Origin of the sequence: Polymorphospora sp. NPDC051019 (genome assembly GCF_040683055.1) — a bacterium.
Taxonomy (GTDB): Bacteria; Actinomycetota; Actinomycetes; order Mycobacteriales; family Micromonosporaceae; genus Polymorphospora; species Polymorphospora lycopeni.
Map to the genome: position 1 here is coordinate 90,577 of NZ_JBFBCH010000023.1, position 24,829 is coordinate 115,405.

General features: G+C 73.1%; 18 protein-coding genes and 1 tRNA gene. 9 read left to right on the forward strand and 10 right to left on the reverse strand.

Going from position 1 to position 24,829, the window contains the following annotated elements; all coding sequences use genetic code 11:
* Position 1: 1 nt before the first annotated feature.
* Entirely contained in the window at positions 2-2,791 is a 2,790-nt protein-coding gene (locus AB0M79_RS30310) for a nitrate- and nitrite sensing domain-containing protein (RefSeq protein ID WP_364220261.1), read from the reverse strand.
* A gap of 98 nt (positions 2,792-2,889) precedes the next feature.
* A complete protein-coding gene (locus tag AB0M79_RS30315) occupies positions 2,890-4,302 on the reverse strand; it encodes an FGGY family carbohydrate kinase (protein ID WP_364220264.1) in 1,413 nt (470 codons plus the stop codon).
* Between the two features lie 92 nt (positions 4,303-4,394).
* Between AB0M79_RS30315 and AB0M79_RS30320 the strand changes: the two genes are divergently transcribed.
* Positions 4,395-4,544: a hypothetical protein gene (locus tag AB0M79_RS30320; protein WP_364220267.1), complete on the forward strand. Its 150-nt coding sequence runs from the start codon at positions 4,395-4,397 to the stop codon at positions 4,542-4,544.
* A gap of 96 nt (positions 4,545-4,640) precedes the next feature.
* The gene (locus AB0M79_RS30325) at positions 4,641-6,563 is read left to right on the forward strand and encodes an anthranilate synthase family protein (protein ID WP_364220270.1); all 1,923 of its coding nucleotides are present in this window, start codon (positions 4,641-4,643) and stop codon (positions 6,561-6,563) included.
* A 450-nt stretch (positions 6,564-7,013) separates the two neighbouring features.
* On the opposite strand, the gene wrbA is transcribed toward AB0M79_RS30325, so the two are convergent.
* The 5 genes from wrbA to AB0M79_RS30350 form a co-directional block, all read right to left on the reverse strand.
* The gene (gene wrbA / locus AB0M79_RS30330; RefSeq protein WP_364220273.1) at positions 7,014-7,628 is read right to left on the reverse strand and encodes an NAD(P)H:quinone oxidoreductase; all 615 of its coding nucleotides are present in this window, start codon (positions 7,626-7,628) and stop codon (positions 7,014-7,016) included.
* Between the two features lie 128 nt (positions 7,629-7,756).
* Positions 7,757-8,968, reverse strand: coding sequence for a sn-glycerol-3-phosphate ABC transporter ATP-binding protein UgpC (gene ugpC, locus AB0M79_RS30335; protein ID WP_364220276.1), 1,212 nt, complete (start codon positions 8,966-8,968; stop codon positions 7,757-7,759).
* Positions 8,969-8,974: 6 nt separating this feature from the next.
* Positions 8,975-9,814 (reverse strand): carbohydrate ABC transporter permease, encoded by an 840-nt coding sequence (locus tag AB0M79_RS30340; RefSeq protein WP_357541784.1) that lies wholly within the window; start codon positions 9,812-9,814, stop codon positions 8,975-8,977.
* The gene (locus AB0M79_RS30345; RefSeq protein ID WP_364220279.1) at positions 9,814-10,770 is read right to left on the reverse strand and encodes a sugar ABC transporter permease; all 957 of its coding nucleotides are present in this window, start codon (positions 10,768-10,770) and stop codon (positions 9,814-9,816) included. The genes AB0M79_RS30340 and AB0M79_RS30345 overlap by 1 nt, the downstream gene beginning before the upstream one ends.
* Positions 10,767-12,005: an ABC transporter substrate-binding protein gene (locus AB0M79_RS30350; RefSeq protein ID WP_364220307.1), complete on the reverse strand. Its 1,239-nt coding sequence runs from the start codon at positions 12,003-12,005 to the stop codon at positions 10,767-10,769. Before AB0M79_RS30350 ends, AB0M79_RS30345 begins: the two co-directional genes overlap by 4 nt.
* Before the next feature lie 312 nt (positions 12,006-12,317).
* Here AB0M79_RS30350 and AB0M79_RS30355 point away from each other — a divergent pair, with 312 nt between their 5' ends.
* The 3 genes from AB0M79_RS30355 (at position 12,318) to AB0M79_RS30365 (ending at position 15,850) form a co-directional block, all read left to right on the forward strand.
* Positions 12,318-12,896: a DsbA family protein gene (locus AB0M79_RS30355; RefSeq protein ID WP_364220282.1), complete on the forward strand. Its 579-nt coding sequence runs from the start codon at positions 12,318-12,320 to the stop codon at positions 12,894-12,896.
* Positions 12,897-13,079: 183 nt separating this feature from the next.
* Positions 13,080-15,089, forward strand: a complete 2,010-nt coding sequence (locus AB0M79_RS30360; RefSeq protein ID WP_364220285.1) for an EAL domain-containing protein — start codon at positions 13,080-13,082, stop codon at positions 15,087-15,089.
* Positions 15,090-15,136: 47 nt separating this feature from the next.
* Positions 15,137-15,850: a VOC family protein gene (locus AB0M79_RS30365; RefSeq protein WP_364220288.1), complete on the forward strand. Its 714-nt coding sequence runs from the start codon at positions 15,137-15,139 to the stop codon at positions 15,848-15,850.
* Here AB0M79_RS30365 and AB0M79_RS30370 read toward each other — a convergent pair.
* Complete coding sequence (locus AB0M79_RS30370) at positions 15,825-16,790, reverse strand: FAD-dependent oxidoreductase (RefSeq protein ID WP_364220291.1); 966 nt, start codon at positions 16,788-16,790, stop codon at positions 15,825-15,827. The two genes, AB0M79_RS30365 and AB0M79_RS30370, sit on opposite strands and share 26 nt — an antisense overlap.
* Positions 16,791-16,872: 82 nt before the next feature.
* On the opposite strand from AB0M79_RS30370, the gene AB0M79_RS30375 reads away from it, so the two are divergent.
* Positions 16,873-17,754, forward strand: a complete 882-nt coding sequence (locus AB0M79_RS30375) for a LysR family transcriptional regulator (protein WP_364220294.1) — start codon at positions 16,873-16,875, stop codon at positions 17,752-17,754.
* Here AB0M79_RS30375 and AB0M79_RS30380 read toward each other — a convergent pair.
* Both AB0M79_RS30380 and AB0M79_RS30385 read right to left on the reverse strand, forming a co-directional pair.
* A complete protein-coding gene (locus AB0M79_RS30380; RefSeq protein WP_364220297.1) occupies positions 17,744-18,250 on the reverse strand; it encodes a DinB family protein in 507 nt (168 codons plus the stop codon). The two genes, AB0M79_RS30375 and AB0M79_RS30380, sit on opposite strands and share 11 nt — an antisense overlap.
* Positions 18,247-21,078 carry a glucosidase gene (locus AB0M79_RS30385; RefSeq protein WP_364220310.1) on the reverse strand — a complete coding sequence of 944 codons (2,832 nt, stop codon included), beginning with the start codon at positions 21,076-21,078 and terminating at the stop codon, positions 18,247-18,249. The genes AB0M79_RS30380 and AB0M79_RS30385 overlap by 4 nt, the downstream gene beginning before the upstream one ends.
* Before the next feature lie 63 nt (positions 21,079-21,141).
* Here AB0M79_RS30385 and AB0M79_RS30390 point away from each other — a divergent pair, with 63 nt between their 5' ends.
* The 3 genes from AB0M79_RS30390 to AB0M79_RS30400 all read left to right on the forward strand — a co-directional run bounded on the left by AB0M79_RS30390 (position 21,142) and on the right by AB0M79_RS30400 (position 24,582).
* Positions 21,142-23,076, forward strand: a complete 1,935-nt coding sequence (locus AB0M79_RS30390) for an amylo-alpha-1,6-glucosidase (RefSeq protein ID WP_364220300.1) — start codon at positions 21,142-21,144, stop codon at positions 23,074-23,076.
* Between the two features lie 147 nt (positions 23,077-23,223).
* Positions 23,224-24,540 (forward strand): glycosyltransferase family 4 protein, encoded by a 1,317-nt coding sequence (locus AB0M79_RS30395; RefSeq protein ID WP_357541766.1) that lies wholly within the window; start codon positions 23,224-23,226, stop codon positions 24,538-24,540.
* Positions 24,503-24,582, forward strand: a tRNA-Arg gene (locus tag AB0M79_RS30400). Before AB0M79_RS30395 ends, AB0M79_RS30400 begins: the two co-directional genes overlap by 38 nt.
* Positions 24,583-24,829 lie beyond the last annotated feature (247 nt).

Genomic DNA, 24,829 nt, shown 5'->3' on the forward strand with positions numbered 1-24,829 from the left:
TTCACTGGCGCTCCTCGTCCTTAGTGATCAACTTTGACATTTCGGTGGTCTCCTCCGCCTCGGCCCGCCGTACGCCGCCGTAGAACCGGGAGAGCGTCGAGCCGGCCGCGTCCGGGTCCGGGTCGGTGTACGGCCGCGGGGCGGCGGGCGCGGGCGACTCGGTCTCCGAGGGCAGGTGCGCCATCGGCACCCGTACCGGCAGCCCGTTGGCGTTGCGGACCACGGTCGGCCGGAACGGTTCCGGTGCCGGCCGGTGGTCGGCCCCGGCCACCGGTGCGGCAGCCGCGTCGCCATGCCCCGGGCCGGCCTGGCCGGCGGGCCGCAGCGGGGCCTGCCCCACCGCCCGGGCCACCCCGACCGCGCCTCCGGAGCGGGCGGCCGGAGCCGGTACGGCCGACCGGCCGGCAGCCGCCGGGCCGGCGGGCTGACCGGCGCCGGGCTGGCCGGCGGCGGACCGAACGGCAGCGGGCTGACCGGTGCCAGGCTGGCCGGCGGCGGACCGGGCGGCGGCCGCCGTACCCGGCCGGGCCTGCCGCGACCACCAGGTGCTGCCCTCCGGCGCGTCCGGCGCCCCGCTGGCGTCGGCCAGCACGTCCTCGGACCGGGTCGGTACCGCCCGCCGCGAGCGCGGCAGCGTCTTGCGGCGCCCCGCCGGCGCCGGCGTGCCCCGGTCGTTGCCGGGTCCGGCCGCGCGCAGCGCCGGCAATCCCGCCGTGGCCCCGATCGCGTACGGCCGCAACCCGCCGACCCCCCGCCCGGGATCGTTGGCGGCGTCCCGCGCCGTCGGCGCCGGCGACAGCACCGAACCGGGCAGCCAGATCGTCGCGACCACGCCCCGCTCGGCGGCCCGCAGCTGCACCCGCACCCCCTGCCGGGCGGCCAGGTGGCTGACCACGAACAACCCCATCCGCTCCGACGCGGCGAGGTCGGCGGCAGGCGGCGCGGCGAGCAGCTTGTTGGCGTCGGCGACACCGGTCGGGCTCATCCCCAGGCCCTCGTCGACGATCTCGATCAGTGCCGTCTCCGGGCCGTATCCGGTGCCGGTCACCCGCACCAGCGTGTCCGGCGGCGAGAACGCGGTGGCGTTCTCCAGCAACTCGGACAGCAGGTGCACCAGGTCGGCGACCGCGTGCCCCACGACGTGCAGGTCGTCGGCGACGTCGTGCCGCACCCGCGGATACTGCTCGATCTCGGCCACGGCTGCGAGCACGACGGCGGACAGCGCCACCGGGCGGTTCCACCGGCGGGTCGACTCGGTGCCGGCGAGCACCAGCAGGCTCTCGTCGTTGCGCCGCATCCGGGCCGCGAGGTGGTCGAGCTTGAACAGGTTCTCGAGCTGGTCCGGGTCGCTCTCCTCGCGCTCCAGCTCGTCGAGCAGTTCGAGCTGCCGCTCGACCAGGACCTGGCTGCGCCGGGCCAGGTTGACGAACATCGCGTTGAACGTACGCCGCATCGTGGCCTGGTCGACCGCGACGGTGACCGCGCTGCGGTGCACCGCCACGAACGCCTCGGCGACGTCACCGATCTCGTCCATCGACCGGACCGTCGCCGGCGGCACCTCGATCTCCGGGATGCCGGCGTTGACCTCCCGCAGCTGGCGCAGCGTCTCCGGCAGGTCGAGCTGCGCCACCTGCAACGCCTGCGCCCGCAGCATCCGCAGCGACCGGGCGATCGAGCGGCCGATGACGACCGAGGTCAGCAACGCCACCAGCAGCACCGCGAGCACCCCGGCGGCGACCATCACCGTACGGCGCACCTGCGCGGCGCTGCGCGAGTCGGCCTGCTGCACGGCGTCGTCGAGAACGGTCGTCTCGATCTCACGCAACAGGTCGTGCCGGTCCTGGCTCGCCGACCACCAGCTCGCCGGTGGGATCACCCGCGGCCCGGCGCCCGCCGACGGCAGCGAGGTCTCCTCCAACTGCCCGGCGTGGACGAACCGCGGATCACGGGTCGCCTCCTCGTAACGCGCCAGCTGCTCGGTGGTCGCCACGACCCGGAACTCCGCCATCGCGGTCAACTGCTGCACCCGCAGGTCGCTGAGGGTCACCAGCTCCTCGGCGCCGTAGCCGCCGAGCCGGCCGGCGCTGTAGAGCCGGGCCCGGATCCTCGACCCGACCTCCTTGACCCGCGCCAACTGCACGTAACGCAGCACCGCGTCGGTCAGCTCCGGACGTTCGACACCCGGCGACGGCTCGGCCAGCAACGCCAGCAGGGAGTCGATGGTCCGGGTGTAGTTGCCCTCGATGGTCGGGGCGGTGACGATGCCGCCGACGGCCGCCGACCGCAGGGCCGGCAACTGGTCGAGCAGCCCGACCGTCCGCGTGTAGGAGACCCGCCAGGCGGCGTCGCCACGCGACATCGGGTCACCGGCGGCCCGGAACGCGCCGACCGCCGCGTCCACCCGTTCGTGGAACGGGGCCAGGGCCACCCGGGCCTGGGCCGGGTCGTACCGGCCGTCGGAGCTGGTCGCCGGGGCCACCTGTTCGCCGAAGGTACGGTCGCGCTCCTGTTGCAGTTCGTGGATCAGGGCGGTCGTCTCCCGCCCGACCCGGACCTGCTCGGCGAACTCGTTCAGCACGGTCGCCTGGCTGACCAGGGAACCGGTCTGCACGCTGGCGAGCACGATGAACGCGACCGAGGGGACGATCAGCACCGCGCCGAGCTTGGTACGCATCCGCCAGTCGCGCAGCCGCAGCCGGGACCGGCGGCGGTGCGGCAGAACCCGCTCGTCGAAGAGGCTTCGTCGTTGGTGCGGGGCCGTCACGTCCGACGGCCCGTTGGTGACGCCCACCAACGCCTCCCTACTGTCCCCGGCGCCGGGCCGGCCGAGGGGCGGCCTCCATCCAACCAGGCCAGGCAAAGCTGTCAACGACGCGACATCCGGGTCGTTCACGAAGGATAATGTGGCCGATCACGTCCTGCCGACACCGCCGAGCCGCCCTCCTCCGTCCGGCCGATGCCGCTATGCGCGTCGATGTCGCCGAACCGGCCCAGCGCCAGGATCCCCGCCCCGGTGCCACCCACCTCCGGGTTGGTGACGTGCCGCACCGGGCGGGGGGCCAGCGCCGCCGCGAACGCCCGCCGCCACCAGGCGGAGGCCGCCACGGCACCGCCGCCGAGCACCACCTCCACCCGTCGGTCCACCGTGGACTCCAGGTCGACGAGGTCGTCCGCGACCTGCCGGCACAACGCGTCCATCAGGCCGGCCAGGATGTCCACCGCGGTGCTGCCGAAGCCCAGCCCGCCCAGCGCCCCGGAGCCGGCCCCGGCCATTCCCGGCGGCCGGTCACCGGCGAACCGCATGTCGGCCGGTAGGGACCGGCCCGGCGTCACCCGCTCCAGCGCCTCGTCCAGGGCCGGCCCCGCCGGCAGCCGCAGCTCACGCTCGGCCCAGTCGAACAGGTTGCCGCCCGACGAGTACGCGGTGCCGGTGATGATCCGCTCGTGGTCGACCCGGTAACGCCACAGGGTCGCCGGCAGCGGCGGCAACTCCGCCCCGGCCGGCGCCGGCTGCATCAGCCGTACGGCGGCCGAGGTGCCCACCGTCACCGCCGCCCGGTTCTCGTCGACGCAGCCCGAGCCGATGTTGGACGCCGCGCCGTCGCCGATCGGCGCCTTCCAGCGCGCCGCCGCCAGGGCCGGCCAGCGGGCGGCGTACGCCGGTCGCAGCCGGCCGCGCCACCCGGTCGGGGCCAGGTCCGGCAGCTCGCCCGGCCGCACCCCGGCCAGCTCGCACGCCTCGAAGTCCCAGGTCATGGCCCGCAGGTCGAGCAGCCCGGTGCCGGACGCCTGCGACACCGACATCGGCGCCCCGTCGAGCAGCACCCCGAAGACGTATTCGACCAGGCCGACGAACCGGGCCGGCGGCGCCGACGTGTGCCGGCGCAGCCACGGCACCCGTACGGTCCAGTAGAAGCGGTGCCACCAGGCGCCGGTACGCGCGTGGAACGCCGCCTCGTCGGCCGGGCCGGTCACCGAACCCGGCGGGGTCGCCCGGGTGTCCAGCCAGGTCAGCACCGGCCCGAGCGGGTCACCGGCGGCGTCCAGCGGCACGATCGAGTGCCACTGGGCGGCGGTCGCCACCAGCTCGATCCCGTCGAGGTGGCCGGCGGCGTGCAACTCGTCGAGGCACTCCACCAGGCAGGCGAGGTAGCCGGCGCCGTCCAGGGTGCCGGCACCGGTGCGGTCGATCGACACCCGCACCTTGCGGCGGGCCAGCGCGCCGGGCAACTGCACCGCGTCGGCGTCCAGCACCATGCCACGCACCGACGAGGTGCCCATGTCGAGGGCGAGAACCTTCATCGCCGGTCACGGTACCCGGCCGGGCACGGCGGTACCCGCCAGCTTCGCGCGGACCGCTTCCGCCGGGGTCGTACGGCGCATAGGGTTACCGCATGCCCGCGCACGCCAGTTCCTGGCAGCCCGCCGACCCGGCGGGCAGTTCCCGGGTGTCCGCCGACCAGGCGGGCAAGTCGTGGTGGCCCGCCGACCCGGCGGGCAAGTTCTGGTGGCCCGCCGACCCGGCGGCCCGCACCCGCGCGTAGTTCATCCACGCGGCCGCCCCACCGAGGCGGCCGCCGGCAACCCTTCCCCCAGCGGACGCCTCGCCCGGGACGGCCCCCGGCCAGCCGAGGAACGACATGCCGCTGCTGCACCAACTGCTCGCCACCATCGCCGGTGGCGCCGACCCCGGACCGTTCGCCCTGATCCGCCGCGAGGGCCGCGACGAACTGGAGATCTTCACCGGGCCGGCGCACGCCGTCGACCGGCTCGCCGACATCCCGCTGCCGGCCGGCGCACCCGGGCCGCGCACCCTGGCCCTCGTGCCGTACCGGCAGATCGCCGAACGCGGGTTCGCCTGCGTCGACGACGGCACCCCGCTCACCTGCCTGACCGTCACCGGCTACGGCACCAGTCCGCTGGAGGCGGCACTGACCGCGCTGCCCGACACGCCGGTACGCACCGGCCCGGGCGGCTTCGACGTCGACGACGAGACGTACGCGCGCACCGTCGACCGGGTGCTGCGCGACGAGATCGGCCGCGGCGAGGGCGCCAACTTCGTCGTCCACCGCGCCTTCCACGCCGACCTGCTCGACCCGCCGCTGACCGCCGCCCTGGCCGCGCTGCGCCGGCTGCTGACCGGTGAACGCGGCGCGTACTGGACGTTCCTGGTGCACACCGGCGACCGCACCCTGGTCGGCGCCACCCCGGAACGGCACGTCAGCGTCGAGGACGGGCTGGCGATGATGAACCCGATCAGCGGCACCTTCCGGCATCCGGACGGGCCGGCCGACCACGCCGCGCTGCTGCGTTTCCTCGCCGACCCCAAGGAGATCGACGAGCTGTACATGGTGCTCGACGAGGAGCTGAAGATGATGGCGACCGTCGCCGAGCACGGCGGGCAGGTCGTCGGGCCGTACCTGAAGGAGATGTCGCACCTCACCCACACCGAATACCTGCTGGCCGGACGGGGCTCGCTCGACGTACGCGAGGTGCTGCGCGAGACGATGTTCGCCCCGACGGTCACCGGCAGCCCGATGGAGAACGCGTGCCGGGTCATCGCCCGGCACGAGCGGCGCGGTCGCGGCTACTACGCCGGGGTGCTGGCCCTGCTCGGCCACGACGACGCCGGCCGGCAGACGCTGGACGCGCCGATCCTGATCCGTACCGCCGAGATCTCCCCCACCGGGCGGCTGAGGGTGCCGGTCGGCGCCACCCTGGTCCGGCACTCGACGGCGGCCGGCGAGGTCGCCGAGACGTACGCGAAGGCGGCCGGGGTGCTGGCGGCGCTCGGCCTGCGGCCCGCCGCGGCCGGGCCCGCCGCGGGCACCGGCACCGCCCGCCTGGCCGACCACCCCGAGGTACGCGCCGCGCTCGCCGCCCGCAACGACCGGCTGGCCCGGTTCTGGCTGGAGCAGCGCGACGGTAGGTCGGTGGTGCCCGCGCTGGCCGGCCGGCGGGTGCTCGTCGTCGACGCCGAGGACACGTTCACCGGCATGCTGTCCCACCAGTTGCGGGCCCTCGGGATGTCCGTCGAGGTGCGGCCGTGGCGGCAGGCCGCCGGCACCGACCCGGCGGCGGGCTTCGACCTGGTGGTGGCCGGGCCGGGTCCCGGCGACCCGACCGACGCCGCCGACCCGAAGATGGCCGCGGTGCGGCGGCTGGTCGCCGGCCTGCTGGACCGGCGCCGGCCGCTGCTCGCCGTCTGCCTCGGCCACCAGGTGCTGTGCGGGCTGCTCGGGCTGCGCCTGCACCGCCGCGACGCCCCCTACCAGGGCCTGCAGCGCCGGGTCGAACTCTTCGGTGCCACCCGTACCGTCGGCTTCTACTCGACGTTCACCGCCGTGGCCGGCTCCGATGCCCTCGCCTCGGCGTACGGGCCGGTCGACGTCGCCCGTGACCCGGCCGACGGCTGCGTGCACGCCGTACGTGGCCCGGCCTTCGCCGGGGTGCAGTTCCATCCCGAGTCGGTGCTCAGCCCGGACGGCCTGCCGGTCCTCACGGACCTGGTCGGCCACCTGCTCGCCCCCGCCGAGGCGACGCAGCCGCCGGCAACGGTCTGATCGCGGAGGAATAGTCCGCCGGAAGACGGGTAGCGGGAAGTCAGGCCGGTGGTCCGGGTGGGTACGAGAGCCCCCGCCCGGACCACCGGTTCCGGCTACCCCGAGATCCGCGTGAGCGCGTGCGCAAGATCCGCGTGATCAGGGAGTACGTCGCGCGTGTCGTCGGCGCGTCGCCGCCTCCGGCCCCTGATCACGCGGATCTTGCGCGATCGGAGGCGCACCCTGCCCGGGTGCCGCCCGGCAGCGGATGCGGTGCGCCGACCTCGTCCTTCCGTGCCGCGTAGCGGTCGCGGTCTTCGGGGTGCGCAGGGTGTATCCGGGGGCTGGTCGTGGTGATCGTCTGCTATTCCGCCGGTCGCGGTACGGCGTGTCGACGGGCTGGACAGCAGACGATCACCGGCGTCGGGGGGCGGCATCCGCCCGCCCCCTCGGTACCGTCAGCCGGCAGCGTCAGGCGATGCCGCGCTTGAGCGCGGTGGCGATCTCCACCGCCCGCCGCGCGGTCAGCGCCGTGGCGCCCAGCGCCTGCTCGTCCGGCGGGACCTCGCCGTTGTTGCTGGTGTGCGAACCGCCGTACGGGTTGCCGGCGACGAACTGGCTCGGTTCGACGTACCCGGGGGTGACCACGATCCCGCCCCAGTGGTAGACGACGGTGAACAGCGACAACAGGGTGGCCTCCTGCCCGCCGTGCGCGGTCGCGGTCGAGCAGAAGCCGGCGAAGACCTTGTTCACCAGCCCGCCCCTCGACCACAGTGGACCGCTGCCGTCGATGAACTGCTTGAGCTGGGCCGCCATCACCCCGTACCGGGTCGGGGTGCCGAAGATGACCACGTCGGCCCACTCCAGGTCGTCGAGTTCGGCGACGTCGACGTCCTGGGTCTCCAGGTGGTGGGCGTGCCACCCGGCGTTGGACCGGATCGCCTCCTCGGGTGCCAGCTCGCGCACCTTGCGCAGCCGGGCCTCGGCACCGGCCTTCTCGGCCGCGGCGACCGCCGCCCGGGCCATCTGGAACGTGGTCCCCGTGGCGCTGTAGTAGATAACCGCGACCTTGACCTGGCCGTCCATCCCGAAACCACTCCCTCAACCGTCCGGCACCGTGTCTGGTGGTCGCTACCCGTCCGGTCGGCAACCAAACCCCCGGCAAGCACACGTACGGGGCCACCGCGTTCCCACGGTGGCCCCGTACGAACCGCTCAGGCGGCGGTCACCCCGCCGGACCGGCCCTCGTGCAGCGTCAGGTTGCGCCCGTCGGACGGGTCGAACAGGTGGATCTTCTCCAGGTTGAGCCAGATCCGCCGGTTCTCGCCCTCGCGTACGTCGGACTCGGCCGACAACCGGGTCACCAGGTTGGAGCCGCCACCCCCGGGCAGGTCCGAGGCGCCGATGTCGGCGGCCAACTCCTCCAGTTCGGCGGAACTGGCCCGCTCACCCTCGACCGAGAGGTAGACGTACTTGTCGGACCCCATCGACTCGACCAGGTCGACCGGTGCCTCGAACTCCATCCCCCGGTCCCGGTGCGCGGCGTCGACCAGGGCCGCGTCCTCGAAGTGCTCGGGCCGGATGCCGACGATCAGTTCCCGGCCGGCGTCGCCGCCCTCGAGCTGGCGGCGTACCCGGTCGCCGATCGGCAGGTCGCCGAGCGAGGTCCGCAGCTTGCCGTCCTCGGCGGTCGCGATGAGGAAGTTCATCGACGGCGAGCCGATGAACCCGGCGACGAACAGGTTGGCCGGATGGTCGTAGAGGTTCTGCGGTTCACCGACCTGCTGCACCGCGCCGGCCCGCATGATCACCACACGGTCGCCGAGCGTCATCGCCTCGGTCTGGTCGTGGGTGACGTACACCGTGGTGGTGCCGAGCCGCTTCTGCAGCCGGGACACCACGGTCCGCATCTGCACCCGCAGCTTCGCGTCGAGGTTGGACAGCGGCTCGTCCATCAGGAACGCCTTCGGGCTGCGGACGATCGCCCGCCCCATCGCCACCCGCTGGCGCTGGCCGCCGGAGAGGTTCGCCGGCCTGCGGTCGAGCAGCGCGGTCAGCTCCAGCACCTTGGCCGCCTCGGTGACCTTCTCGTCGATGGTCGCCTTGTCGAGCTTGGCCAGCTTGAGCGGGAACGCCATGTTCTCCCGCACGGTCATGTTCGGGTACAGCGCGTACGACTGGAACACCATCGCGATGTCCCGGTCGCGGGGCGCCTTGTCGTTGACCCGCTCGCCACCGATGCGCAGTTCCCCGGAGCTGATGTCCTCCAGTCCGGCGATCATGTTCAGGGTGGTCGACTTGCCGCACCCGGACGGGCCGACCAGGATGACGAACTCGCCGTCGGCGATCGTCAGGTCGACGTCGCGGACCGCGACCGTCCCGTCCGGATACTTCTTGCTCATCTGGTCCAGCACGATGTCAGCCACGAAAACTCACCCCTTGACCGCGCCGGACGTCAGGCCCGAGACGATGCGACGCTGGAAGAACAGCACGAACAGAATGATCGGTACGGTGATCACCACGGCGGCCGCGGAGATCGCCCCGGTCGGGTCCTCGAACTGCGACTCGCCGGTGAAGAACGACAGCGCGACCGGGACCGTACGGGACCGCTCGGTCGAGGTCAGCGAGATCGCGAACAGGAAGTCGTTCCAGCAGAAGATGAAGACCAGGATCGCGGTGGTGAACACGCCCGGCGCGGCCAGCGGCGCGATCACCCGCCGGAACGCCTGCCCCTGGGTGGCGCCGTCCATCTTCGCCGCCTTCTCCAGGTCCCACGGGATCTGCTTGAAGAACGCCGACAGCGTGTAGATCGCCAGCGGCAGCGCGAACGTGATGTACGGCAGGATCAGGCCCGGCCAGGTGTCGAACAGCCCGAGCCGGCGCTCGATGTCGAACAGCGGCGACACCAGCGACACCTGCGGGAACATCGCGATCAGCAGCGACACCCCGACCAGCAGCCCCTTGCCGGGGAAGTCCAGCCGGGCGATGGCGTACGCGGCCAGCATGCCGAGCACCACCGCGATCACCGTCGAGATCATCGCGATGCCGATCGAGTTGATCAGCGCCCGGATGAACTGGTCGGTCTGGAAGATCGTGCGGTAGTTCTCCAGCGTCCATTCCCGCGGGATGAAGTTGCCGTCGGTCAGGGTGCCCGGCGTCTTGAACGACAGCGACGCGATCCACAGCACCGGCGTCAGCGCGAAGACCACGACGACCGCGTCCAGCAGGCCCCACCGCCACTTCTTCGCCGGGGTGGTGTCCAGCGCGGCCATCAGCGCCTCCCCTCGTCGGAGCTGCCCGGGGCAGCGGTGCCGAACAGCTTCACGAAGATGAAGGCGATGACCGCCACGGTCAGGAAGATCAGCACCGACATCGTCGAGCCGATGCCGAGGTTGAGCCCCTTCATCAGGTTGTTGTAGGCGAGCATCGACACCGACGAGGTCTGGTTGGCCCCGGCGGTCAGCACGTAGATGTTGTCGAAGACCCGGAACGCGTCCAGGGTCCGGAAGAGCAGCGCGACCAGGATCGCCGGCTTCATCACCGGCAGCATCACCTTGGTGAACCGCTGCCACCCGCTGGCCCCGTCCATCGACGCCGCCTTGAGCAGGTCTTCGGGGACCAGCGCCAGCCCGGCCATCAGCAGCAGGGCCATGAACGGCGTGGTCTTCCAGATCTCGGCCAGCATGATGATGCCCAGCGCGCTGGCCCGCTCGGTCAGCGGCGCCCCGTCACTGAACAGGTTCGCCAGGTAGCCGGTGTCCGGCGTCCACGCGTACCGCCAGGAGAACGCGGCCACGACCGTCACGATCCCGTACGGGATCAGGGCCGAGGTCCGCACCAGGCCGCGGCCGACGATCGTACGGTGCATGATGATCGCCAGCCCCATGCCGAGCACCAGCTCGACCGCGACCGTGACGACCGTGATGAGCATGGTGACCCCGAACGCGGTCCACCAGAACTCGTTGGTCAGCACCGTCACGTAGTTCTCCAGCCCGATGAACTCGCGCTGGTCGGGAAACTTCAGGTCGAACCGCTGCAACGACAGCCAGACCGAGTAGAAGATCGGGTACGCCGTCACGGCGACCATCACCAGCGCGGCCGGGGCGCACAGCAGCCACCCCAGCCGGCGCTCGGCCTTCTTGCCCTCGCTCAGCGGCGCCTTGACCCGCCGGCCGGCCTTACGGTCGGCGAGCCCTCCTTCGGTGGTCGGTTCGGCTCGGTGGCTCATCCCGGCAGCACCCCCTTGGATTCCAGCGCGTCCTGCACCGACCGGCGCAGCTGGTCCGCGGTCTCCTGCGGCCGGATCGCCGACGGCGGGGACAGCGTCACGGACAGCACCGTCGACACGTTCTGGTACGCCGGCGTCAACGGCCGGGTGGCGCCGTCCCGCAGCTCGGCGAGGATCTCGTCCTTCATCGGGTACGCCTCGGTCATCTCCGGGTCGGCGTAGATGCTCTCGATCGTCGGCGGCACGCCGTCGTTGATCGCGGAGAACTTCTGGTTCTCGGCGTTGCGGATGCACAGCGCGGCCTCGAACGCCTCGTCGGGATGATCGGAGTAGCGGCTCACCGCCAGGTTGACGCCACCGATCGTGACCCGGCTCGGCTGGCCGGCGTCGACGCCCGGGTAGCGGGCCCAGCCGACCTTGTCCGCCAGTTCCGGCGCCCCCTCCTGCAGGGCCGGGTAGACGAACGGCCAGTTGAGCTGGAAGGCGCCGTTGCCGGACTGGAACGCCAGCCGTACGTCGTCCTCCAGCGCGTTGGTGAACGACGCGCTGGTCACCCCGGCGGTCGCGAACCGCTGGAGCACCTCCAGGGCGCGCACCGCGCCCTCGTCGAAGACCGCCTCGGTGCCGTCCTCGTTGAGGATCTGCCCACCGGCGCTGGCGACCAGGGTGTTGTAGAAGGCGACCAGCCCCTCGTACTGGGCGCCCATGGTGAGCACCTGGTACGGCTGCCCCCGCTCCTTGAGCCGCTGTGCCGCCGCGATCATGTCGTCCCAGGTCTCCGGCGGCTGCTCGACCAGGTCGGTGCGGTACCACAGCAGCTGCACGTTGGTGTTCTTCGGCGCCGCGAACAACTCGTCCTCGTAGCGGGCCGACTCCAGCGGCCCGGCGAGCGTGCCCCGCTCGACCTCGGCCCGCGCGTCGCCGGTCCACGGCAGGATCCAGTCGGCGCTGGCGAACTCCTGGGTCCAGGTCACGTCCAGCCCCAGCACGTCCATCCCCCGGTCCCCGGCGGCGAGCCGGCGCACCATCTGGACCCGCTGGTCGTCGGCGCCACGGGGCAGCACCCGGTATTCGATCCGGTAGCGTCCCTGCGCCTGCTCGTTGCAGTTGTCGATCACCGTCTGCAGGTTCTGCTCCGGCGGGTAGTACAGGTTTATGGTCGGCACACCGCCGTCGCCGCCGCCACACGCGGCCAGCGGCAGCAGCACCCCCAGCGCCGCCGCGGCGGCCACCATCCGGCGGCCACGTCGTCGGGGGCCGGCACGTCCCCCGGTGGTCCGCTCTACGCGTCTGCCCATTCCGCCCCTCCCTCGGCGGCTGCCCCGCCGGGTGCGGTCCCGGCAGGCCAGCTGATCAGGCCCGTCGCGTGGGCCGCGGCGCGTCGAGGCGCGTCGGCGGTGACGCGATGGGCGTGACCGCTCACTGCCCTACCCGGCCCGCCGGCAAACCTGCGGCCAGCAGGCGAACCCGACCGGGGACCGTTATCCTGTCGCCCGGCCGACGGCTACACCCCTCCCCGGCGCCGTTCCGGATCTAGACTTTCGGGCATGGATGTGACGTTCCACTTCGACCCGGCCTGCCCCTGGACGTGGCGCACCTCGCGCTGGCTGCTCAGCGTCGCCCCCGAGCGTGATCTGGCCGTCCGCTGGCGGCCGTTCAGCCTCGCCCTGCTCAACGACGAACCGCCGCCGGACGAGTTCCGCGAGATGATGGCGGCCTCCACCAAGGCGCTGCGGCTGATCGAGGCGTTGCAGGCCGCCGGCCGCAACGACGACGCCGGCCGCTTCTACACCGCACTCGGCACCCACACCTTCGAGTCGATGAACCCGCTCACCGACGCCTCGGTACGCGCCGCCGCCGAGGCCGCCGGTGTCGCCGACGCCGCGGGCGCGCTCGACGACGCGTCGTGGGACGAGGCCGTACGGCGCTCGCACACCACGGCGTGGGAGGCCGCCGGCCCCGACATCGGCTCCCCCGTGCTGACCGTCGACGGGGTCACGCGCGGTGTGCACGGCCCGATCGTGGGCGAGGTGACCGACAAGGCCGAGGCGCTGGCGATCTGGGACGCCGTCGAGCCGCTGCTGCGTACGCCGACGTTCTTCGAGGTCAAGCGGGGCCGTCCGTAACCCACCCGGCGCCGCCGGCCGGCGTGGCCGGTGGCGCCGGCCCGGTCCGGCGGGGACCGGCCGGCGGGGGCGGTTCGCCCGCCGGCCGGTTGCCGAGCCGGTTGTACACTCGGTCACTCCGTGGCCCCCGACCGTGCCCCCGGTCGTCGGCCCCGACCCCGTCACCGATCCAGGGGAGGCACCGTGCCAGCAGCACTGCCGCCGGGTGTTCCGGACGCGGTGCTCCAGGTGATGGGCAGCGCCCTCCTGACGACCACCGACGGCACGGTCGACTGGTGCAACGAGGCGGCCGTCCGGCTCGGCCAGGCGATCGGCACCGACCTGCGTACCCTGCCGCTGGCCACGGTGACCCCCGACGGCCCGTCCCGGGAGCTGCCCTGCCCGGTCCCCGACGGCAAGCCCCACTACCTGCGGGTGACCTGCCGGCAACTGCCGCCGCGCGACGGCGTCGGGCCCGAACTGCTCTACGAGGTCGCCGACGTCACCGCGGCCCGCGCCGACCGGGCCCGGGCCGACAACTACGAGTGGCGGCTGAAGCACATCGAACAGCTGTCGAAGGTCGGCACGTGGGAGTGGGACCTGGCGACCAATGACGTCATCTGGTCACCGACCCTGCTGTCGATGTTCGGCCTACCGGCCGGTTCCACCCTCGACTACCCCGCCTACCGGGCGATGCTCTACCCCGACGACGTCGCGATGATCGAGTCGACCCTGGCGGCGGCGCTGGAGCGTCCGGCGCCGTTCAGCTACACCCACCGCATGTACCTGGCCGACGGGCGGACGCTGCGCGTGTTCGAGTGCTACGGCGAGGTCTTCACCGACGCCGGCGGGGCGCCGGCCCGGGTCCTCGGCACCGCGCACGACGTCACCGAGGTCCAGCGGGTGCAGGACGAGCTGACCTATCTCGCCGACCACGACCCGCTGACCGGGCTGCCGAACCGGCGGGCGCTGACCGCGGCGATCAGCGGCGCGGCCGCCCAGGGCCGGGCCGGCGGCACCCTGCTGCTCATCGACGTCGACAACTTCAAGGACATCAACGACCTACGTGGGCACGGCGTCGGCGACGAGGTCATGCGGCTGCTGGCCCGGCTGCTGACCAGTCACCTGCCGGCCGGTGCCGTCGTCGGCCGGCTCGGCGGCGACGAGTTCGCCGTCCTGCTCGACGGATACGACCCGGCAGCGGCGATGGCGGTGGCGGGCCGGCTGTGCGACCTGGTCGCCCGGACCCCGTTCGCCGTACGCGGCGAGCCGCTGCGGGTGACCCTGTCGATCGGTGCCGCCCCGTTCGAGCCCGGCGACGACCACGACCTGCTCCTCGCCCACGCCGACCTGGCGCTCTACCAGGCCAAGGACGAGGGCCGCAACCGCGCCCGGCTGTTCGCCCCGGAGCAGCACCGGCAGGCCGCCCAGCGGGTCGGTGTGGTCTCCCGGGTCCGCCGGGCCCTGGACACCGGCCGGCTCGAACTCGACGCCCAGCCGATCATCGACCTGTCCGACCTCGGGGTGCACAGCTACGAACTGCTGGTCCGGGTCCGCGACGGCCACCTGCCCGAACTCGAACCCGCCGACTTCCTGCCCGCCCTCGAACGCGGCGACATGGTCTGCGAGCTGGACCGCTGGGTGGTCGAGACGGCGATCCGGGCCCTGGCCCGGGCCACCGCCGCCGGCGCCGCCCTGCGCTTCGACGTCAACATCTCCAGCCGTTCGCTGGAGGACCCGTCGTTCGGCGACTGGGTGGTCCACGCCCTGCGGTCGGCCGGGGTGCCGGCGACCCGGCTCGGCCTGGAGATCACCGAGACGACAGCGATCGCCAACCTGCACGACGCCCGCCGGCTCGCCTCGACGATCACGTCCGCCGGCTGCGGGTTCAGCCTCGACGACTTCGGTGCCGGATACGGTTCCTTCGTCTACCTCAAGCACCTGCCGTTCACCACCGTGAAGATCGCCGGTGAGTTCGTCCGGCATGCCGACCACGGCGGCCCCGACCCGATCCTCGTCGACGCCGTCGTGCGGGCCGCCCACGGGCTGGGCATGTACACCGTGGCCGAGCACATCGACCGGCCGGAACTGGTCGGGGTGCTCAAGATGCTCGGCGTCGACCGGGGGCAGGGCTTCCACCTCGGCCGGCCGCAGCGCCTCGACGACCTGATGCGGCGCACGATACCCCTCGACGCGGCAACCGGGGTCCCATAAGGTTTTCTGGCGCCGATCCGGCGTCCTTCGACCTGTGTGGAGGATCCGTGCCCGACTCCTGGACTCTTCCGGTCGCCGTCGACCTCTCCACCACCGCCGTGTCGTCCGCGGCGGCGTTCTACGCCCGGCTGCTCGGCTGGTCGGTCGACGGCTCCGGTGACACCGTTGTCGCCACCGTCGACGGGGCCACCGTGGCGACGGTACGCCCCACCCGCACCTTCCACTCCGGATGGTCGACGGTGTTCGGCACCGCCGATCCGGCCGCCACCCGGGCCGGCATCGTCGCCGCCGGTGGCCGGGTGTACGGGACGGACCCGGCCGGGATGCTGCGGGCCGCCGACCCGGCCGGCGCCACCTTCGCCGTGACCACCGGGCACACCCCGCCGCCACCCGGCCCCGGCCGGCCCTCCTGGTTCGAATACATGACCACCGCCCCGGCGGCGGCCGACGACTTCTACCGGGCCGCGCTCGGCCTGTCGCCGGTGCGTCCCGACGGGGCACCCGACGACGGCTTCGTGCTGTTCACCGCCGGCGGCCGGCCGGTCGCCGGCCGGCTCACCCTGCCGCCGGAGCTCGCCGCCACGGTCCCGGCCGGCTGGATGGTCTACTTCGGCTGTGTCGACGTCGACGACACCGTCACCGTCGCCGCCGATCTCGGCGCCGCCGTCGTCGTACCGCCCCGGGACACCCCGACCGGGCGGCTGAGCACGCTGGTCGACCCGACCGGCGCGGTCTTCACGCTGCTGCGCCCGGCCCGCTGACCAGCGACACCACCTCGTCGGCGCAGCCCCAGGCCAGCGTCATCCCGGCCCCGCCGTGCCCGTAGTTGTGCACGAGCCGGACCCCGCCGGGCAGCCCCACCGGGTCGGCTTGCACCCGCGGCCCGCCGTGCCGGGCCGGCCGTAGCCCGGCGAGCCGGGCGAGCACCGGGGCCCCGGCGAGTTCGGGTACCAGGGCGGTGCACCGGGCCACGATCGCGGCGCTGGCCGCGTCGTCAGGGCCGGTGTCGTACGCGTCCGGCTCGAACGTGCCGCCGAGCACGACGTCCCGGCTGCGCGGGTGGACGTACGTGATCCCGGCCGGGTCGTCCTCGTCGCGTACCGACACGTGCAGCCCGGGGTTGGCGACCACCACGATCCGGCCGCGCGCCGGGTGCACCGCCGGGTCGGCGGCGAGGGTGCGGGCCCCGAGCCCGGACGCGTTGACCACGACCGGGGCGAGGTCGGCGACGTCGGCGAGCCGGGCGAGCCGGCGTCGCGCCAGCCGCCCGCCGCCGGCGACCAGCCGTTCGGCGAGCCATTCCAGGTACGGCCCCATCTCGACGCCCGGCACGGTGAACCGCCACCGCCCCGTGTACGGCGCCGGCACGTCCCGGTCGGCGGTGAAGTCGCGGGTGGCCGGCGCCCACCACGGGTCGGCCGGCGCGGGTGCCCGCAGCAGCATCCGGGTGGGGCGCATGACGACCCCCGGTACGCCCCGCGCCGCCTGGTCGGCGTACTCGTCGAAGGTCCGGTGGGCCCGTTCGAGCATGCGGGCGCTGCCGTCGGTGTGGGTCGGGTACCAGACCGCGGCCGCCACCCGCGAGACCGTGTCCGCCGGATCGTCCGCGGTCAGCACGAGGACCCGCGCGCCGGCCTGTTGCAGTCGCAGCGCGCTGGTCAGCCCGACCACACCCGCTCCGACGATCACCACGTCAGTCATGCGTCAAGGCAACCGCGCCGCACCCCGTGCTGTCCAAGACGACCCGGCTACCAGCTGATAAGCACAGCTTATGATGACGGACATGGATCTGCGCCGGCTGCGCTACTTCGCGGTGCTCGCCGAGGAACTGCACTTCACCCGCGCCGCGAAACGGCTGCGGATCGCCCAGCCGGCGCTGAGCCAGCAGATCCGCGCCCTCGAACGCGAGGTCGGGGCCGTGCTGATCGAACGCACCGGCGCCACCGGCCTCACCCCGGTCGGCCGCGTCGTCGCCGCCGAGGCGGCCACCCTGCTCGCCGCCGCCGACGCCGCGCAGGCCCGCATCCGGGCCGCCGTACGCGGCACCGAACGCCTCCGGCTGGCCTACACCCGGTCGGCGCGCGGCGGCCGGGTCGACGCCCTGATGGCCCGCTTCCGCGCCGGGAACCCGCACGTGGAGGTCGTCGCCGAGACCGGCTGGACCGCGCCGAACGTCGAGGGACTGCTCGGCGGCCGGTTCGACGTCGCCTTCGTCCGCCCGCCGGTCGACGAGCCCGGCCTGCGCTGCGTGCACGTCGACACCGAGGAACTGCTGCTCGCCGTACCCGCCGGCCATCCGCTGGCGGCCCGGCGCCGGATCCCGCGCGAGCCGCTGGTCGGCGAGCCCGCCGTGATGTGGCCCCGGGAGAACGGCCCCGGCATGTTCGACCGCACGATCGCCCAGGTCTGGCCGCGTGGCGGCTTCAACCTGGTCCGCCACGAGCCCGACGACGAGCAGCTGCTGCGCGCCGTCGCCGGCGGCTCGGTCGTCGCCGCGGTGCCCGCCGGCCGGGCCCGTGCCCTACGGGTGCCCGGCGTACGGCTGCGCCGTTTCACCGCCCCCGTGCCGACCGTCGACATCGCGCTGGCCCACCCGGCCCGCGCCGTACCACCGGTGGTCCGCCGGCTGCTGGACCTGCTCGCCGTCGACCCCGTCACGGGGTGAGCGACCGCCGCGCGTCGACCAGGTGGTGCACCCCCTCGTGGATCGCGTCGCGGACCACCCAGTCGATGTTGCGGACACTGCGGTACGGGAAGTGCAGCACCGCCGTGTACGACCACTCCTCGTCGCGCAGGTCCTCGATCGCGTCGGCCAGCGCCGACGACGCCTCGGTCAGCCCGTCGAGCGCCGTTTCCAGGTCGAAGTTCTGGTAGGCGGCGTTGACCAGCGAATCGTCGCGGGGCACCGGCACCACCTCGGGCTCGTCGTGGACCAGCATCAGCCAGATCCGGTTGTGCTGCTGGCGCATGACGTCGGCGACGTGCAGGACGTTCTCGATCGCCGAGTATTCGTCCGGCGACGGCCGCCGGTGCACGATCCGCGGGTCGACGCCGACCAGCACGCCGCGGAACAGCGGCCCGAAGGCGCGGATCCGGTTGGCCAGCTCGGGGCTCTTCACCTCGTGGTAGCCGTACCCGCACTTGCCGCACTTGGTGGTCACCCGGCGGAGTTCCCCGCCGGGCGGCTCCCATCCCTGTGCCCGGGCCCGGCCCGCGGCGCCGGCGGCCGGGGGCCCGCCGGCGGCCGGTCACCGGCCCGTACGGTCAGGATCAGGTCGGCGACCAGCGCCGTCCAGCCGGTCTGGTGCCAGGCGCCCAGTCCCGCGCCGTTGTCGCCGTGGAAGTACTCCGGGAAGGCGATCAGATCCCGCCATCCGGGGTGGGTCTGGAACAGTTCGGTCGCCCCGTACATCGGGCGCCGGCCGGCTTCGTCGGGGACGAACATCGCGATCAGCCGCTCGGAGAGGTCGTCGGCGACCTCGGTCAGCGTCCGTTTGCGCCCCGACCGGGTCGGATGCTCCACCAGCAGGTCGTCGCCGAAGAAGCCCGCGTAGTCGCGCAGCGCGCAGATCAGCAGGAAGTTCGTCGGCATCCAGATCGGGCCCCGCCAGTTGGAGTTGCCGCCGAACAGGCCGCTGGTCGACTCCGCCGGCTCGTAGCCGACGGTGAAGTCCTGCCCGCCCAGCGACACCGTGAACGGCTCGGCGAGGTGCTGCCGGGACAGCGTCCGCAGCCCGTACGGCGACAGGAACTCGTCCTCGTCGAGCATCCGGGCCAGTATCTTGCCGAGCCGGTCCGGGCCGACCATCGACAGCAGGCGCTGCTGCCGGCCGCCGCCGGCCAGCCGGCGGGCACCGATCACGTCGGCGTACTCCGGCTTGTTGGTCAGGAACCAGCGCAGCCGGGCGGCGAGTTCCGGCATCCGGGCCAGCGTCGTCGAGGTCAGCGTCGTGGCGGCGGCCAGCGGCAGCAGCCCGACGACCGAGCGGACCTTCAACGGCACCCGGTCGCCGTCCGGCAGCCGCAGCACGTCGTAGAAGAAGCCGTCCTCCTCGTCCCACAGCCCCTGCTCGGCGGCGGCCTCGGCGATGTACGCGAAGTGCTCGAAGAACTTCGTCGCGATGTCGGTGTACGCCGGGTCGTGCCGGGCCAGGATCGACGCGATGTCGAGCAGGTTGAGCGCGTACATGCCCATCCAGCCGGTGGCGTCGGACTGCTCCAGGACCCCGGCGACCGGCAGCGCCGCCGACCGGTCGAACGGGCCGACGTTGTCCAGGCCGAGGAAGCCGCCCTCGAACAGGTTGCGGCCGTCGGCGTCCTTGCGGTTGACCCACCAGGTGAAGTTGATCAGGAGCTTGTGCATCACCCGGGCCAGGAAGTCGTGGTCCCACCCGCCGTCGATCTCGAAGACCTTCAGCGCCGCCCAGGCGTGCACCGGCGGGTTGACGTCACCGAACGCCCACTCGTACGCCGGGATCTGCCCGTTGGGGTGCATGTACCACTCGCGTAACAGCAGCAGCAGCTGCTGCTTGGCGAAGCCCGGGTCGACGCGGGCGATGGTGACGCAGTGGAACGCCAGGTCCCAGGCGGCGTACCACGGATACTCCCAGGTGTCCGGCATCGAGATGACGTCGAAGCTGTTCATGTGCCACCAGGCGTGGTTGCGGCCGTGACGGCGGCCCTCCGGTGCCGTCGACGCGGGATCGCCGACCAGCCAGCGGTGCACGTCGAAGTGGTAGAACTGCTTGCCCCACAGCACCCCGGCGAGCGCCTGCCGGGCCACCGCCGCCTCGGCCCGCGAGGCGCGGGCCGGGATGACCCGGGCGTAGAAGGCGTCGGCCTCCGCCGACCGGGCGATCATCGTACGGTCGAAGCCGGCGCCGAGGTCCAGCCGCGGCGCCGCTCCCCCGGCCGGCGGCGGCGCGGTCAGCCGCAGCCGCAGCCGGATCCGGGCCTGTCCCCCACCGGGTACGTCGAGCACGTAGTGCAGCGCCCCCTTGGTGCCCGTACGCGCCGGGTTGACCGTCGCCGCCCCGGACACCACGTGGTCGTTGATCCCGTCCTTGGGATACCGGGTCTGGCTCGGCAGCCCCCACAGCCGGTCGGCGTTGCTCTCGTTGTCGCACAGCAGCGGCACCGGCTCGCCGTCGCCCTCCAGCACGATCTGGCCGAGCACCCAGTGTTCGCCGACCAGCCGGTTGTCCTCGCCGACCAGGTGCGGCACCCGGTCGCCGCCGGGCAGCCGCCACGACCACGTGTTGCGGAACCACAGCGTGGGCAGCACGTGCAGCCGGGCCGCCTCGGCACCGTGGTTGGCGACGGTGACCAGCAGGCACATGTCGGTCGGCGACTCCTTGGCGTACTCGACGGTCACCGCCCAGTACCGGTCGTCGTCGAAGACGCCGGTGTCGACCAGTTCGTACTCCGACTCGTCGCGACCGCGCCGGGCGTTGACCGCGACCAGGTCGTCGTACGGGAAAGCGGCCTGCGGGTAGTGGTAGCGCCACCGCATCCACGAGTGGGTGGGCGTGGAGTCCTCGTACCACCAGTAGTCCTTGGCGTCCTCGCCGTGGTTGCCGCCGTCGCCGCCGAGGCCGAACATCCGCTCCTTCAGGATCGGGTCGCGGCCGTTCCACAGCGCCAGCGCGAAACAGAACGTCTGCCGGTCGTCGCAGACCCCGGCCATGCCGTCCTCGTTCCACCGGTACGCCCGCGACCGCGCATGATCATGCGGGAAGTAGTCCCAGGCCGTACCGTGCTCGCTGTAGTCCTCGCGCACCGTTCCCCACGCCCGCTCCGACAGGTACGGCCCCCACGACCGCCAGGCCCGTTCGCCGGAATCCGCCTCCCGCAGGCGCCGGCGCTCGGCCGATCCGATCCGCCTGAGTTCCTCCTCCTCGTCGCGTACGTTCTGGTCCCCGGGGGCCGGCACGTCGTCGATCACCGCCATATCCTCGATCTTGCCCGCAGACTTGACCACACTGGTGATTGTCACCGCGGCGTGTTACAGCCTCACCGTCGGTACTCCCCGTAGCCCTCCCCAGGAGAAGCATTGATACCGATCAGTTTTGGCCCGCAGGTGTGCGGTCACCCGGAGGCCGGCACCGCCCGCGAGTGGCTGGTTCCCGACGGCCGCGGCGGCTACGCCATGGGCACCGTCAGCGGGCTGCGCACCCGCCGCTACCACGGGCTGCTGGTCGTCGCCGACGACACCGGCGCCAACCGCCGGGTCGGCCTGGTCGGCCTCGACCCGGCCGTGGTGTTCCCGTCGGGCGCCCACGTACGCCTCGGCGCCCACGAGTGGGCCTCCGGCGACGTCGACCCGCGCGGCTACGAACTGCTCGAACGGTTCGACCTGGTCGACGGGCTGCCCCGCTGGCGCTGGCGGATCGGCGACGTGGTCATCGAACGCGAGATCGCGATGACGTACGGCCGGTCCTGCGTCGCCGTCGTGCACCGGCTGGTCACCGGCGGCCCGGTCCACCTCAGCCTCGCCGCGGTCTGCACCTGGCGCGACGCGCACGGCGAGCGCCGCGCCGACGGACCCGCCCCGCACGTCGAGCCGGTCGCCGGCGGCGCGGTCGTGGAGAGCGCGTTCCGGCTCGCCGGCCCGGACTGGGAGCCCGAGGGCCAGTGGTGGCACGGCGCCCACCACCGCGCCGAGGCGGCGCGCGGCCTCAACCCGAACGAGGACCTCTGGTACGCCGGCCGCTTCGCCGCCACCCTGGACCGCCCCGGCGCCACGGTGCAGGTGCTGGCCTGGGCCGACGACCTCGCCGACGAGCCGCCGCCGGCGGTCGAGGTGGTCGCCGCCGCCCGCCGGCGCAACCGGTCGGTCGTCGCCGCCGCGAAACCCGCCGACAACGTCGACGCGACCCTCGCGCTGGCCGCCGACGCGTTCGTGGTCGCCACCGCCGCCGGCCCGGACGTCGTCGCCGGCTACCCGTGGTTCGGCGCCTGGTCCCGCGACACCATGACGGCGTACGAGGGGCTCTTCCTCACCACCGGACGCGCCGACGAGGGGCGCGAGCTGCTGCGGGCGTACGCCGGCCGGCTCTCCGAGGGGATGCTCGCCAACACCGCCGACACCGGCCGGGTCGAGTACAACACCGCCGACGCCACGCTGTGGTTCCTGCACGCCGTCGGCCGGCACGTCGAGGTGGCCGGCGACCCCGACCTGGCCGCCGAACTGCTGCCGGCGCTGCGCACCGTCGTCGACACCCACCTGACCGGCACCCGCTACGGCATCCGCGTCGACCCGACCGACGGCCTGCTCACCCAGGGCGCCCCCGGTGAGGCGCTGACCTGGATGGACGCCCGCGTGTACGGCGTACCCGTGACGCCGCGCGCCGGCAAGCCGGTCGAGGTCAACGCGCTGTGGATCAACGGGCTGGCGACGGTGGCCGCCCTCGCCGACCTGGCCGGCACCGACGCCGGACCGGTACCGGTCGCCCACGCCCGGGCCGTCGAGTCGTTCCGCCGGCGCTTCCCGTCGTCGTCCGGCTGGCTGCACGACGTCGTCGACGCCCCCGCGCCGACCTACCCGCTCGGCGGGGCGCCGCACCACGACGACGACCACCTGCGCCCCAACCAGCTACTGGCCTGGTCGCTGCCGCACGCGCCGCTGGCACCGGACCGGCGGATGCTGCAGGCCGTCGGCGCGGCCCTGCTCACCCCGCTCGGCCTGCGCAGCCTGGCCCCGGGCTCGCACGACTACACCGGACAGCACCGCGGCGGGCCGGCCGACCGGGACGGCGCCTACCACCAGGGCACCGTCTGGCCGTGGCTGATCGGCCCGTACGCCGAGGCGCTGCACCGGGCCGGGCTGGAAATCGGCGAGTCGTTGATCGGAATCGAGTCTCATTTGCCCGAATTTGGCCTAGGGTCTGTCAGTGAGACCGCGGACGGGCAAGCCCCGCACGCCGCCACCGGCTGCCCTTTCCAGGCCTGGTCGGTTGCGGAGTTCAGGCGCGCCCGACGGTTTTGACCGTTTGCCGTTACACACCTGCAACGGCCGTGTCTTCGCTGGTTATCTGGTTCCCGGCACGATTGGCCACAACCCAGACGATGCGCTGACACCCGCACAGGTGTCTGGTCGCGCATGCGCCGGGACGATGCCGAGGGGGCGGGGCCAATGTCAACAAACGCCGAAGTGTTCGACATCAGAAGTCCGCGGCGGCAGCGGGTGCTGATGCTGTCCTGGGAATACCCGCCGGTGGTGGTCGGCGGCCTCGGCCGGCACGTCCACGCGCTGTCGGTCGCCCTGGCCGCCGCCGGCCACGAGGTCACCGTCGTCACCCGGCACGCCGCCGGCGCCCCGCTCGAGGAGTACGCCGACGGCGTACGCATCGTCCGCGCCCCCGAAGACCCGCCGCTGTTCCCGCTCGCCACCCCGTCCCTGCTGGCCTGGACCATGGCGTTCAACCACACCCTGACCCGGGCCGCGCTGCGCGCCGCCGAGTCCGGCGAATACGACGTCATCCACGCCCACGACTGGCTCGTCACCCACACCGCCGTCACCCTCAAGGAACACCTCGACCTGCCACTGGTCGCCACCATCCACGCCACCGAGGCCGGCCGCCACCAGGGCTGGCTGCCCGACGAGATGAACAGGTGCATCCACTCCGTCGAGTGGTGGCTCGGCCACGAGGCCGGCCGGGTCCTGGTCTGCTCCGAATACATGAAGTGGGAGGTGACCCGCCTGCTGGAGATGCCCGCCAGCCGGGTCGAGGTCATCCCCAACGGCGTCGACGACCGCGCCTGGCGGCCCCGCCCCCGCGCCGTCGCCGCCGCCCGCGCCCGCTTCGCCGGCGACGGCCCGCTGCTCGGCTTCGCCGGCCGCCTCGTCTACGAGAAGGGCGTCCAGCACCTGGTCAGCGCCGTACCCGAACTCGCCGACCGGCACCCCGGCCTGCGCGTCGTCATCGCCGGCGACGGGCCGTACCGGCCCGAACTGCAGGACGAGACCCGCCGCCTCGGCCTCGACGACACCATCAGCTTCGCCGGCTTCATGAACGAGACCCAACTGCCGGCCGTCCTCGCCGCCACCGACGCTACCGTGATCCCGAGCCTCTACGAGCCGTTCGGCATGATCGCCCTGGAGGCCGCCGCGGCCGGCGCCCCGCTCGCCGTCGCCGCCACCGGCGGACTCGCCGAGATCGTCGAACCCGGCGTCACCGGCGTCACCTTCCCGCACAGCGACCCCGGCGCCCTGGCCGGCGCCGTCGACAGCCTGCTCGGCGACGCCGCGTTCGCCCGAAGGGTCGCCCGCCAGGCCAGGTCGATGGTCAGCGAACGGTACGGCTGGGCGACCATCGCCGCCCGCACCGCCGCGGCGTACGCGTCCGCCGAACGCGACAATGCCTCGTTCGCCGCCCGCCAGGCGGCCGCCCAACTCGCCGGGGGCCGCCCCCGCGTGGTCGTCCCGGAAGGCAACCTCTTGACCCTCTGACTACGGATCAGAAGGTTAGGGGTTCGAGTCCCTTCGGGCGCACAAGATCGGAAGGCGTCTGACCTGCGGAAACAGGTCAGACGCCTTCGGTGCTTTGTCCCTCGTGGACGTTTGGGTGCTCGAATGGTGCTCGTGCGACGAGCATCCCTTGTGTCCGGCCCGATCCGGCGGATGGCGGCTCCGTCTTGGTGGATCCGAAGACCTTGGAGGCGGGGGAACGCCGAACGGCGGCCCGCTGAACCAGTCGGGCCGCCGTTCGCGAAGTTGTGGATCAGAGCGAGCGGATGTT

What these genes read in the sequence shown, in the direction of transcription:
- AB0M79_RS30375 (WP_364220294.1), top strand. Translation starts at nt 16,873, where the DNA reads ATGGATCTGCGCCGGCTGCGCTACTTCGCGGTGCTCGCCGAGGAACTG.
- AB0M79_RS30320 (WP_364220267.1), top strand. Translation starts at nt 4,395, where the DNA reads ATGCCCGCGCACGCCAGTTCCTGGCAGCCCGCCGACCCGGCGGGCAGT.
- AB0M79_RS30315 (WP_364220264.1), bottom strand. Translation starts at nt 4,302, where the DNA reads ATGAAGGTTCTCGCCCTCGACATGGGCACCTCGTCGGTGCGTGGCATG.
- AB0M79_RS30325 (WP_364220270.1), top strand. Translation starts at nt 4,641, where the DNA reads ATGCCGCTGCTGCACCAACTGCTCGCCACCATCGCCGGTGGCGCCGAC.
- AB0M79_RS30350 (WP_364220307.1), bottom strand. Translation starts at nt 12,005, where the DNA reads ATGGTGGCCGCCGCGGCGGCGCTGGGGGTGCTGCTGCCGCTGGCCGCG.
- wrbA (WP_364220273.1), bottom strand. Translation starts at nt 7,628, where the DNA reads ATGGACGGCCAGGTCAAGGTCGCGGTTATCTACTACAGCGCCACGGGG.
- AB0M79_RS30340 (WP_357541784.1), bottom strand. Translation starts at nt 9,814, where the DNA reads ATGGCCGCGCTGGACACCACCCCGGCGAAGAAGTGGCGGTGGGGCCTG.
- AB0M79_RS30355 (WP_364220282.1), top strand. Translation starts at nt 12,318, where the DNA reads ATGGATGTGACGTTCCACTTCGACCCGGCCTGCCCCTGGACGTGGCGC.
- AB0M79_RS30370 (WP_364220291.1), bottom strand. Translation starts at nt 16,790, where the DNA reads ATGACTGACGTGGTGATCGTCGGAGCGGGTGTGGTCGGGCTGACCAGC.
- AB0M79_RS30345 (WP_364220279.1), bottom strand. Translation starts at nt 10,770, where the DNA reads ATGAGCCACCGAGCCGAACCGACCACCGAAGGAGGGCTCGCCGACCGT.
- AB0M79_RS30395 (WP_357541766.1), top strand. Translation starts at nt 23,224, where the DNA reads ATGTCAACAAACGCCGAAGTGTTCGACATCAGAAGTCCGCGGCGGCAG.